Source organism: Alphaproteobacteria bacterium, assembly GCA_030680745.1.
Lineage (GTDB): Bacteria > Pseudomonadota > Alphaproteobacteria > JAUXUR01 > JAUXUR01 > JAUXUR01.
This window is the reverse complement of record JAUXUR010000047.1, coordinates 1-11,427: the sequence shown is the minus strand read 5'-3', so window position 1 is coordinate 11,427 and position 11,427 is coordinate 1. Positions and strand designations below refer to the sequence as shown.

Annotated in this window: 10 protein-coding genes; 3 read left to right on the top strand and 7 right to left on the bottom strand. The window is 31.8% G+C overall.

The features are described 5' to 3' along the window. The 4 genes from Q8L85_05420 to Q8L85_05405 all read right to left on the bottom strand — a co-directional run. The coding region (locus Q8L85_05420; protein MDP1724124.1) for a helix-turn-helix transcriptional regulator at positions 1-770 on the bottom strand (770 nt) is incomplete at its 3' end. A gap of 23 nt (positions 771-793) precedes the next feature. Continuing rightward, a complete protein-coding gene (locus Q8L85_05415) occupies positions 794-1,609 on the bottom strand; it encodes a helix-turn-helix transcriptional regulator (GenBank protein MDP1724123.1) in 816 nt (271 codons plus the stop codon). A gap of 23 nt (positions 1,610-1,632) precedes the next feature. After that, positions 1,633-2,445, bottom strand: coding sequence for a helix-turn-helix transcriptional regulator (locus Q8L85_05410; protein MDP1724122.1), 813 nt, complete (start codon positions 2,443-2,445; stop codon positions 1,633-1,635). A 23-nt stretch (positions 2,446-2,468) separates the two neighbouring features. Next, positions 2,469-3,281 (bottom strand): helix-turn-helix transcriptional regulator, encoded by an 813-nt coding sequence (locus Q8L85_05405; protein MDP1724121.1) that lies wholly within the window; start codon positions 3,279-3,281, stop codon positions 2,469-2,471. Positions 3,282-3,451: 170 nt separating this feature from the next. Here Q8L85_05405 and rmuC point away from each other — a divergent pair, with 170 nt between their 5' ends. Genes rmuC through Q8L85_05390 form a run of 3 tightly spaced genes read left to right on the top strand, consistent with a single transcriptional unit; the run spans position 3,452 to position 5,947 of the window. After that, positions 3,452-4,540: a DNA recombination protein RmuC gene (gene rmuC / locus Q8L85_05400; GenBank protein MDP1724120.1), complete on the top strand. Its 1,089-nt coding sequence runs from the start codon at positions 3,452-3,454 to the stop codon at positions 4,538-4,540. A 19-nt stretch (positions 4,541-4,559) separates the two neighbouring features. Further along, positions 4,560-5,492: an SPFH domain-containing protein gene (locus Q8L85_05395; GenBank protein MDP1724119.1), complete on the top strand. Its 933-nt coding sequence runs from the start codon at positions 4,560-4,562 to the stop codon at positions 5,490-5,492. Then, on the top strand, positions 5,489-5,947 hold the full coding sequence (locus Q8L85_05390; GenBank protein MDP1724118.1) for an NfeD family protein: 459 nt from the start codon (positions 5,489-5,491) through the stop codon (positions 5,945-5,947). Before Q8L85_05395 ends, Q8L85_05390 begins: the two co-directional genes overlap by 4 nt. Before the next feature lie 46 nt (positions 5,948-5,993). Here Q8L85_05390 and Q8L85_05385 read toward each other — a convergent pair whose 3' ends face one another. From Q8L85_05385 to Q8L85_05375, 3 genes are all read right to left on the bottom strand, one after another. After that, the gene (locus Q8L85_05385) at positions 5,994-6,977 is read right to left on the bottom strand and encodes a tyrosine-protein phosphatase (GenBank protein ID MDP1724117.1); all 984 of its coding nucleotides are present in this window, start codon (positions 6,975-6,977) and stop codon (positions 5,994-5,996) included. Between the two features lie 47 nt (positions 6,978-7,024). Then, complete coding sequence (gene lexA / locus Q8L85_05380; protein ID MDP1724116.1) at positions 7,025-7,666, bottom strand: transcriptional repressor LexA; 642 nt, start codon at positions 7,664-7,666, stop codon at positions 7,025-7,027. 138 nt (positions 7,667-7,804) lie between these two features. Next, positions 7,805-11,413 carry an ankyrin repeat domain-containing protein gene (locus Q8L85_05375; GenBank protein MDP1724115.1) on the bottom strand — a complete coding sequence of 1,203 codons (3,609 nt, stop codon included), beginning with the start codon at positions 11,411-11,413 and terminating at the stop codon, positions 7,805-7,807. Positions 11,414-11,427 lie beyond the last annotated feature (14 nt).

The window sequence follows — 11,427 nt, the reverse complement described above, 5'->3', positions numbered from 1 at the left end:
AGTTTTTGTGTTGAAAAAAGATTCATTTTTTCTTTCAAATCATAAATTTGCGATTCAATTGTGCGCGGCGATTTTTCAAGAAAATTACTAATTTCTTTAGTCGTTAATCCTTCCGACAGAAGCTTCATTGTTTGCAATTCTTTTTGTGTACAATTGACCTCTTTATTTTGAAAAATTAAGGGTAGTTTTTTTAGATTAATCGCTTCAAGAAAATTTTTAAAATCTAATTCAGTGCAATTATTTGTGTTTTTTAAATTAAGTAATAAATTATCGTCTCGATATTTAAACAAATTTTTAGGATTATCTAAATTAAATAAATCTTTTGTTATTGTTTGAAAATAAACAATAAATTTTTCAATTAGGTTGAAATTATTGTTATACAAATTCAATATACTCGTATTAGTATTACTTGCAGCAAAAAACCAAGAATCGACGTAATCTTCATGCGTTCGATTGAGTATAGATATTCCATTGTAATGATTAAGGTCTTTTAATAACGCAGACCATTTAGTAGATTGAGAAACATCCCAAAAAACAATTTTTTTTTCATTTAATTTAGGTGTAAATCGAAATACATGATAAGTAGATTCATCTATTGATGGCAAAACCCTTTGTACAATGTCAGGATTTGACATATATGAGAAAAATTTATTGCCATTGTAATGCCTGAAATAAGAAAAATAATTGAACCCCAGATGATCAAAAAGAGGTTTAATGAATTGCATGGCTTCATTTTGAATATTTGTATTGTAATCATACAGTTCACGCATGTTATTTCCTCTCCTTGAATACCCTAAAACCCAAAATTTTTATAAATAGATTGATTAAAATAATGAATCAATTTTTGTGTTGAAAAAAGATTCATTTTTTCTTTCAAATCACAAATTTGCGATTCAATTGTGCGCGGCGATCTTTCAAGAAGATTACTAATTTCTTTAGTCGTTAATCCTTCTGACAGAAGCTTCATTGTTTGTAATTCATTTTGTGTACAATTGACTTCTTTGTCTTGAAGAGTTAAGGGTAGTTTTTTTAAATTAATTGCTTCAATAAATTTTTTAAAATTTATATCAGTACAATTATTTGTGTTTTTTAAATCAAGAAATAAATTATTATCACGATATTTAAACAAATTTTCAGGATTATCTAAATTAAATAAATCTTTTGTTATTGCTTGAAAATATACAATAAATTTTTCAATTAAATTAAAATGGTTGTTATACACATTTAATATTTGAGTATTTGTATTACTTGCGCCAAAAAACCAAGAATCTACGTAATCTTCATGTGCTCGATTGAGTATAGATACTCCATTGTAATGATTAAGGTCTTTTAATAACGAAGACCATTTAGTAGATTGAGAAGCATCCCAAAAAATAATTTTTTTTTCATTTAATTTAGGTACAAATTGAAATACATAATATCTAGATTCATCTATTAATGACAAAACCCTTTGAACAATATCAGGATTTGACACATATAAAAAATATTTATCACCATGATAATGGCGCACATAGGCAAAGCAATTAAAACCTAGATGATCAAACAAAGGTTTGACGAATTGCATGGCTTCATTTTGAATATTTTTATTGTAATCATACAGTTCACGCATATTATTTCCTTTCCTTGAATCCACTAAAATCCAAAATTTTTATAAATAGATTTGTTAAAATAATGAATCAGTTTTTGTGTTGAAAAAAGATTCATTTTTTCTTTCAAATCATAAATTTGCGATTCAATTGTGCGCGGCGATTTTTCAAGAAAATTACTAATTTCTTTAATCGTTAATCCTTCTGAAAGAAGCTTCATAGTTTGCAATTCTTTTTGTGTACAATTGATTTCTTTATCATGAAGAAGTAAGGGTAGCTTTTTTAAATTAATCGCTTCAAGAAAATTTTTAAAATCTGTATCAGTACAATCATTTGTTTTTTTTAAATTAAAATATATATTGTCACGGTAGGTAAAATGATTTTCAGGATTATCTACATTCAATAAATTTTTTGTTATTGCTTGAAAATAAACAATAAATTTTTCAATGAGATCAAAATACTTATTATATAAATTTGATATTTGAGTATTTTCATTGCTTGCAGCAAAAAACCAGGAATCTACATAATCTTCATCGCTTCTGTTAAACATAGATACACCTTGACAATAATCATGTTCTTTATATAATTTAATCCATTTGGTTGGGTCTGAGCTATCCCAGAATACTTTCTTTTTTTCATTAAGTATGGGAGCGTATGAAAATACGTGATACTCAGCTTCATCAATTTTGGTTAAAACTTCAATAATTTGATTGAGATTTGACGTATACATAAAATATTTATCGCCATGATAATGACGTGCAAACGTAAAGTAGTTAAATCCAAGATGATCAAAAAGAGGTTTCACAAATTGCATGGCTTCATTTTGTATATTTTTATTGTAATCATACAGTTCACGCATGTTATTTCCTCTCCTTGAATGCCCTAAAACCCAAAATTTTTATAAATCGATTCATTGAAATGATGAATCATTTTTTGGGTTGAAAAAAGATTCATTTTTTCTTTCAAATCATAAATTTGCGATTCAATTGTGCGCGGTGATCTTTCAAGAAAATTACTAATTTCTTTAATTGTTAATCCTTCTGACAGAAGCTTTATTGTTTGTAATTCTTTTTGTGTGCAATTAACTTGTTTGTCTTGAAGGTTTAAAGGTAATTTTTTTAAATTAATCGCTTCAAGAAAGTTTTTAAAATCTAATTCAGTGCAATTATTTGTATTTTTTAAACTTAAAGACAGATTGTTACGATAGGTAAAATGATTTTCAGGATTATCCACCTTCAGCAAATCTTTCGTTGTTGCTTGAAAATAAACAATGAATTTTTCAATAAGGTCAAAATGATTGTTATACACATTTAATATTTGAGTATTGTTATTACTTGCGCCAAAAAACCATGCATCGACATAATCTTCATGTGTTCGACTAAGTATAGATATTCCATTGTAATGATTAAGTTCTTTTAATAATGAATTCCATTGATTAGATTGAAAAGCATCCCAAAAAACAATTTTTTTTTCATTTAATTTAGGTGTAAAGCAAAATGTATGATGATTAGATTCATCTATTAATGGGCGAATTTTTTGTACAACATTTAGATTTGAGTTGTAAGTAAAAAATTTATTGCCATGATAATGACGTTCAAACGCAAAGTAATTAAAACCTAAATGATCAAAAAGGGGTTTCACAAATTGCATGGCTTCATTTTGAATATTTTTATTGTATTCGTAAATCGCACGCATGTTTTTTCCTTATATACTGGTTAAGTTATTATAACTTAATACTTATAATAAGTCAATATTTATGACATTTATTACATTTAAACCTATTGTACAGCACTCAATTAAAACTGTCTAAATTGATGTTTTTCTGATATATAATTGTGTAGAAAAATTTTTTATTGGACATTTCAATGCATGACGCTTGGTATATTATTCTCCCTTCAATCCTTTTAATTTTAGCCGTATTAGGGTATTTCGGTTATCGATTATCACACCAAATGCGTGGACATTTGCAACAAGATTTGCAACAAATGGTCAATAATCAGAATGCTGCACAATTGCAGATAAATCAGCGCATTCAAACACAGGAACAACATCTAACCGAAATGATTTATCAGCGTTTTGAAGTGTTGAATCAAAAAATTCAAATAACGTTAGATAAAAACACTGTTCAAACACATGAAAATTTATCTCATTTACGTGAAAGATTAAGCGTTATTGATTCGGCACAACAAAAAATTACCGATTTATCGTCTCAAGTCGTTTCACTACAAGATATCTTGTCTAATAAGCAAGCCCGTGGCGCTTTTGGTGAAATTCAATTGCAAGATTTGGTCAGTTCTATCTTACCGCCCTCAGCTTATGAGTTTCAAAAAACATTATCCAATAACAAACGCGTTGATTGTTTGCTCAAACTTCCTAATCCGCCTGGTTCCATTGGCGTTGATGCTAAATTTCCCTTGGAAAGTTATCGTGGCATGGTCACAACGCAGATTGCGCAAGAAAAAGATGCTTATGCTAAAGTATTTAAATCCGACATGGTGAAACATATCAATGCAATCGCCGAAAAATATATCATTCCAGGCGAAACAGCCCAATCGGCACTTTTGTTTTTACCCAGTGAAGCCATTTACGCTGAATTACACACGAATTTTCCGGATATTATTCGTCTATCATTTGAAGCAAAAGTTTGGATTGTGTCGCCTACAACTTTAATGGCAACGCTCAACACAATTCGTGCCATTTTAAAAGATGCAACCATGCGTGAACAAGGTGCTTTGATTCAAAAGGAAGTTACATTGCTGATGAAAGACATAGGCGTTTTGGCGACCCGCCTTCAAAAATTAGATTCACATTTTTATCAAGCTGTTGAAGATATTAGGCTTTTGAATCAAACAATAGAAAAAATATCCAAACGTGCAATAAATGTTGAAGAAATTGAACTTGGCAAAAATACTGAAGATATGCTAAGCTTTGATGAACAAAAATTAGCATCTTAATTATTTAAGGAGTTCTATCATGCTTCCTATTGAATATATTGCCATTGGTCTTGTTGTTGTCGTTTTAATCTTTATTTATTCAAGTATCGTTGCGGTGAAACAAGGGCAACAATATACGATTGAGCGTTTTGGTCGTTATACAAAAACCTTAATGCCTGGCCTTCATATTTTAATGCCTTTCGTCGAACGAATTGGCGCTAAAGTCAATATGATGGAAAATGTCCTTGATGTGCCCTCCCAAGAAGCCATTACGCGAGACAATGCACGGGTTCGTGTTGATGCTGTTGTCTTCTTTCAGGTCTTAGATGCATCGAAATCAGCCTATGAAATCAGTGATTTGAATCGTGCGATTCTTAATCTTTCCATGACAAATATTAGAACCGTCATTGGGTCTTTGGACCTTGATGAGGCTTTATCCCAACGTGATCGCATTAATAATAAATTATTGTCCGTCGTTGATGAGGCAACAGCACCTTGGGGCATTAAAATAACGCGCGTTGAAATTAAAGATATATCACCACCCCATGATCTTGTCGAAGCCATGGCCCGTCAAATGAAAGCAGAGCGTGAAAAACGTGCGTCAATTCTTGAAGCTGAAGGTGCACGTCAAGCCGAAATTTTACGTGCTGAAGGTGACAAATTAGGGACTATTTTAGAAGCTGATGGTCGTAAAGAAGCAGCCTTTAGGGATGCAGAAGCACGCGAAAGATCGGCAGAAGCAGAAGCCAAGGCAACAACCATGGTGTCAGAAGCGATTGCAAAAGGAAATGTAAACGCATTGAATTACTTTGTTGCCCAAAAATATGTTGAAGCGATTGCTAAAATTGGATCAGCCCCTAATACTAAAATGGTCTTTATGCCGCTTGAAGCCTCCAGTCTTATTGGATCAATTGGTGGGATTGCAGAGCTTACAAAAGATGCATTAGGCAATAAAGAAGGTCGCAAAAAATGATGGATTTTTTACAAAACCTTGATTATTGGCATTGGTTCGTTTTTACTTTTATATTCTTTGGGCTTGAACTTATTATTCCGGGCTCGTTCTTCTTTCTGTCTTTAGCTGTTGGCGCTTTACTAACAGGTATTGTAGGCGCCTTTTGGTCTGTTTTTGATTGGTCATATCAGACAATCTTTTTTGCTATTATTTCTGTTGTCAGTATTTTTATATTACGCAAAGTTTTGCATTATAAAGAAACAGCACCTAGCAAAGATGATTTAAATCAACGCGAAGCCTCTTTAATTGGACAAGTTTACCCGCTCGTTGAACCAATTGTAAACGGACGAGGACGGGTTAAAATTGGTGATACAACTTGGAGCGCTGAAGGACCTAATCTTGAAAACGGCAAAATGGTTAAAATTATTGCGGCCAAGGGATCGATATTAGTGGTTATTAAAAGTAAAGACGATTAGTTCATAAGATTAATCTGCTGGGCGCTTAATAGTTCAGTAGATTAAACTAAGACGTTGACTTAGATTTCTGCTCTAAATAATAATCTATAAACCGATATAACAATATGTATTGATCTTCTGTTCCAACCATATTGGGTCGTTGAATGGAAAGCCTTAAAGCAACCTCTTCAATGCTCACTTCATTAGCTTTCAAACGATCAAGCAAATCTGCAAGAATAAAAGCGGCGATAAAAGTACCTGTTCTTCCAACACCACTTGCGCAGTGAACAGCGATAGGGCCTTTGGTTTCAGATTTTAGATAAGCAAGCCGCACTTGTTGAACCAATTGATATAAATCCTGAACATTCATACCCTTATCATCTTTCCATGCATTGGTATAAAAATAAGGAATTTGAACTGGTTTTGCGGGCCAATTAGGTATCGATACATCAAGATTTAACAAATCAATGCCTTGATTTTCAATAAGGTTATCTTTCCAATAATTTATTGTGCCCGCATTTGCAAATTCTTCTTCAGGTTTTAAACGCACTAAAATGCTTGCACCGTGATTGATGAGTAATTTAAAAAATGATAGAAGTGTTGATTCAAGAGGTTCCATTAACGCAATGAAGTGAAAACCATTCACAAGAATGGTACTTGCATTATAAGTGCTATCTACACAATTATATGAAAAAGCCATATTATTGACGGTTCGATAAAGCCCTTTTTCTAAAAGACGTTGATCAAGCATATAATCCAATTGAGAAATATGAGGTGACCCCTCAGGATTGCGGTACCATAAATTTTGTCTCATCAAATGAAGCTTGCGAAATTCTTCACGTATGATTCCATCAGATTTTTTTTGGTAGCGCGCAAAAGAAGCCTTATTTGCTTTTAGCTTAGCCCATCTTTGTTGAATTTGAGTGTCAACTTCTTCTATATGTTTTTGTTTAATCTCAAAAGGTAAAGCTGAAAAAATATAGTCAGCAAAAACAATATGTAATGGTGTAATTATTATTAAAACAATGAGTAAAGATCTTTTAAAAAACATTGTTATTCCTTATCGAGATGGAAAGCATATAAATGATAAAACAACAATCATCCATAATTGCGCCAAAGAGCATGTAATTGCCCTTGGATATGAACATTCTCAGCAGAATATATCTGTGGAGCGTATTTTTTATTAGCTGGGTGTAGTTCTATTGTTGCATCTTTTTTATAATAATATTTAAGAGTTGCTTCTTCATTATTAATAAGGGCAACAACAATTTGACCATTTTTAGGATTATCTTGTGGAAAGAAAAGCCCTAAATCACCTTCAAGAATGCCCGCATCAATCATAGAATCACCTTCAACCTCTAATGCAAAATAATGTTGATTGGATTTTAAAAGGGAGGAAGGGATTTCAATGTAATCAATGCCAGGGATATCCCAAGATTCATTTTGAATAGCCTCAATAGGCAAACCTGCTGCAATCTTACCGAAAAGAGGAACAGAACATGTTGAAGGCGTGTGGAAAGGCAATGGATCGAGAGGTTTAATGATTTCAATGGCGCGCGCTTTTCTCGCCAATTTTATGATATAACCTCTGACAACCAAAGCATCAATAAGACGGTGAACACCTGATTTGGATTTAAGATTAATCGCATTTTTTATTTCATCAAAACTGGGTGTGATTTTATGGGTATCATGATACGCAGTGATAAAACTTAAAACTTCGCGTTGCTTATGAGTCAGCATGATTACCCCAAAAAGAACAAAATAGAAACATAACCTCATTATGGCATAGGAAAAATTTTGGTCAAGTCAGAAATATCAATTTAAGGCATGCTAAATGATCAACATGCCATATCAATTCAGGATTGAGATTTTATAAACTCAGTCGTTCTTTCCATCTTTATCTTTTTGATTTGTTAACAAACCATTCTCTAAAAAATAACTATAAGCTTGGATATTAACGTCATTGAAAGAATTAACATTAGGAATGAAGATAGCAGAAACCTTATTACCCTCGATATCCGCCAAACTTAAATCTAAACCACGAAATTTCAAAACGTTCATAAACACAAAATTTTGGGCATCTATAAAAAAATGATTATTTGATTTTAGAGCAATTAAAAATGCTGTTTCACCTTTTAAATTTTGTGCATTTATATTTGCACCTAGATCCAACATTTTGATAATTTTTTCTTGGTTATGACGATTGAAAGCACCTGATCCTGCCAATTGGTGAAGAAAAGTATTACCTTCTTCATCGGGAGAATTTATATCTATTTCAGTAAATAATGTGCCCAAATCATCTGGTGTTAGATTGTAAATAGAACGTGTAAATACCGATCTATGATTTTCATCTTTTTGATGAAGTGACACACCTTTAGAAATACAATATTTGATCATATCAAAAGGTAAAAAGAATTTCCCTGTTTCGTTATCATAGATCTTTATTGTGAAACAATTTTGAAATTGAGTCATAAAAAATTTGTCGGAGAGTGTTTTGTTCAAGCCTTTTTGAATAAATTGTTCAATGAAAATTGGCGCTTTTGATTGTGATAACAAATATGATGGAATAGCATCTAAAATTGAATGTCCATCATTATCTGTTGTATTAACATCTGCACCTAAATCAAGCAATGCTACAATTTTTTGAATATTTCTAGGATCTAAAGACGTGTTTCTTATTGCATAAAATAAAGGTGTTTCCCCTTTACTATTCTTAGACTCAAGATCGAAACCTTTTGCACATAAATATTTTAAATAAGATTTAAAATCATACGACTCATTCAAGTCATAGCCACATGAAGCGTAATTAAAAAACCAATGGAGTCCATTATTGCCATCATAATCTTTCTCGAAAATATCTGCTCCATTTTCTATCAGAATATCAATAAATTCCATCATTCCTTGTACATGAATATTAGGTAAAACTTGACATAAAAGAGTTTGTCCTTTTGAATTTTTTTCATCTATTTGAGATCCATGCATTAACATCTTTTTAAGAATTAAGATTTTTCGTTCATTTGTTTCTAAGAATTCTTCTTGCTCTTGACCACTCAAACCTACCTCTTCGTCATCTTCTTCAAAAAAAAGATAATCATTTCCTTTTGAATACAAATAATTTCTTGTGCCTAGCATATGTAATGGCGTTTGACCTTCATTATCTAATACATGGGAATCTGCTTTTTTTGCCAAAAGAAAATCTACAACTTTAAGATTAAGCGCACATATTGCACTATGAAGAGGTGTTTTTCCTTCTTGATCCCTACCATCAATCGGATGATTTAATTCATCAACTAAGAATTTAACAAGCTCTAATTGATCGCTTTTGCACGCATTATGCAACAAATCATCTGCTTTTTCGTTGAAATCAGGAAATGCACCACCTAAGTAAATAAGCCCTCTGATTAAATCAAGAGACATATTGTGCTTTCCAAAAGCAGCAGCAAAGGGCGTTGTGCCATTTTTATCTGGAGCGTTTAAATCAGCACCATTGCTTAGAAGAAGTTTTGTTGTTGCTAATAATCCATCAATATTATAATTCATTGAACCCAAAAGAGCATGAAGAGGTGTTTGACCAAAATTATTTTCAACATTAGCCTTAGCGTCATTTTGAAGCAAATATTGAATATGCGGCAAATACCCATTTTGGGCTGCATAATGAAGTACTGTGTTGCCTTGATTATCCGTTTGATGTATATCGAATCCTTTTTGCTCTATCAAGAAGCGTATAATGTCTAATTTATTATTTGAGTTTACCATTTTATGAAGAAGATTTTCACCTTGCGACCCTTTGTATTCCACAGAGGCACCTTTATCCAATAAATAGAAAAAAGCCTCAGAAGAAGAATGACGAGAGATACAAGATAAAATGGTTTCTTTTTGATTGTTTTGTTGATCAAGAGACAAAGATTTTTCAATCATTTTATCAATCATGAATTTAATATTATTGACATGCGTTTGCGCATCAATATTGTGTAAAGCTATTGATTCAGCATTATCCTTAACATCAATCTTCATTCCCTTTTTTAAAAGTTCTTCGATATAAACTGTCATATCATAAGATGAGTTCGTATAAAGATGAAGCAAAGTCCGACCATTTGCAGTTCTGTATTCAGTAGGTGATTTAAGAATATTCAAAAAATAGTCCAAAATATCAAGATGACCATTTTCAATTGAAATTTGAATAAGATCATCATTTGCTGAATCTGTATCGTGTATTGCTTCTGGATTTTTATCCAAGATCCATTTCAAAATAGAAAAACATCCTTCTTCTGTTGCAATTATATGTGTTTTTGCGTCTATATTGTCATTAATAGTGTATTGTTGAAGCACATGCCAACAATACATAAAAGCAGCCATTTGAAGCGTTGATTGTTTGCTCATGGGTTTAAAATTTGGAATATAGGTTTTCCAATCAAATTCTGGATAATATGTTTCGCCGATTATACCTTTATTGAAATGTAATAATGTATAAATTCCTTTTTGTGCCATAATATCATCTACAAAAAGGGACTTACCTATAATTTGTGGCACAAGAGATTTCATATGCACCCATTTATGCGCTAAAATTTTGTCTACTGCTATAGCTGCATATACAGGTGATAGTAAATTTAATGCATAAATTTCTGAAGGATGTTCAATCAAATAATTTAAGCTTTGAATATCTGAATGCAGCCACGCTTTTATAATCAATGGGGCTTTTTTCCAGTCGCAATTTTTACGCCAATCGTTTTTTTTGTTTTGTACAAGCTCAAGCCCAAAGGAATTATCTTTAAATTCCCATGTGAATCTTTCTTCTCCATTGATACTAAAGACAACATCAATGACTTTTTTTGTAACTTTTTTTTCTCCATTAACTTGCCAAGTGATTAGATCTTCTGGGCGTGAAAAAAGATAAGAAAGTCTATCCAATTTTGTTGATGCAAGTTCTAGAACGTCCAATTCATTATCTGCAAAAGGTTGGGAAAGAATTGTATCAGGAATTATTTTTTCAAGCACATTCAACATATTGATAATACCAATACCTTGAACATTACAAACTTTTTGGCGATAGATAATTTTGAGTGTTGGATGCGTATCATCTTGATTCATATTTGAAATTAAATTGCTCCATTTTTCTTGAGCAATGTGCGACGCAGAGGCAGACATCACATTAAATTCTAAAAAATAATCTTTTAATTTTTGCCAATTATTATTTGTCCGACCCATTAATTTTTTTTCAGTAGATTCAATGTAAGTTGGGTTAATAACACCGCGATCGCCCCAAAGATAATAAAAGAAATTAAGAAGCGATGTTTCGCCACAATTGGGGTAAGGAATGCGTTTTGAATTATGGACATAAGAGGTATTTGTATATGTAAGTGGTTTTGGAAGTATTTGTTCAAAATAAACTTGTCCAAATAAAGCGCGGATTAAATTATCTGTTTCAATATTATTTTCAAATTTTAGGTTTTTTGAAATTTGAGAAGTAAGTCTTTCATCATAGTACACGACACTTTTAACCA

What these genes read in the sequence shown, in the direction of transcription:
- Q8L85_05410 (MDP1724122.1), bottom strand. Translation starts at nt 2,445, where the DNA reads ATGCGTGAACTGTATGATTACAATAAAAATATACAAAATGAAGCCATG.
- Q8L85_05415 (MDP1724123.1), bottom strand. Translation starts at nt 1,609, where the DNA reads ATGCGTGAACTGTATGATTACAATAAAAATATTCAAAATGAAGCCATG.
- Q8L85_05405 (MDP1724121.1), bottom strand. Translation starts at nt 3,281, where the DNA reads ATGCGTGCGATTTACGAATACAATAAAAATATTCAAAATGAAGCCATG.
- Q8L85_05395 (MDP1724119.1), top strand. Translation starts at nt 4,560, where the DNA reads ATGCTTCCTATTGAATATATTGCCATTGGTCTTGTTGTTGTCGTTTTA.
- rmuC (MDP1724120.1), top strand. Translation starts at nt 3,452, where the DNA reads ATGCATGACGCTTGGTATATTATTCTCCCTTCAATCCTTTTAATTTTA.
- Q8L85_05385 (MDP1724117.1), bottom strand. Translation starts at nt 6,977, where the DNA reads ATGTTTTTTAAAAGATCTTTACTCATTGTTTTAATAATAATTACACCA.
- lexA (MDP1724116.1), bottom strand. Translation starts at nt 7,666, where the DNA reads ATGCTGACTCATAAGCAACGCGAAGTTTTAAGTTTTATCACTGCGTAT.
- Q8L85_05390 (MDP1724118.1), top strand. Translation starts at nt 5,489, where the DNA reads ATGATGGATTTTTTACAAAACCTTGATTATTGGCATTGGTTCGTTTTT.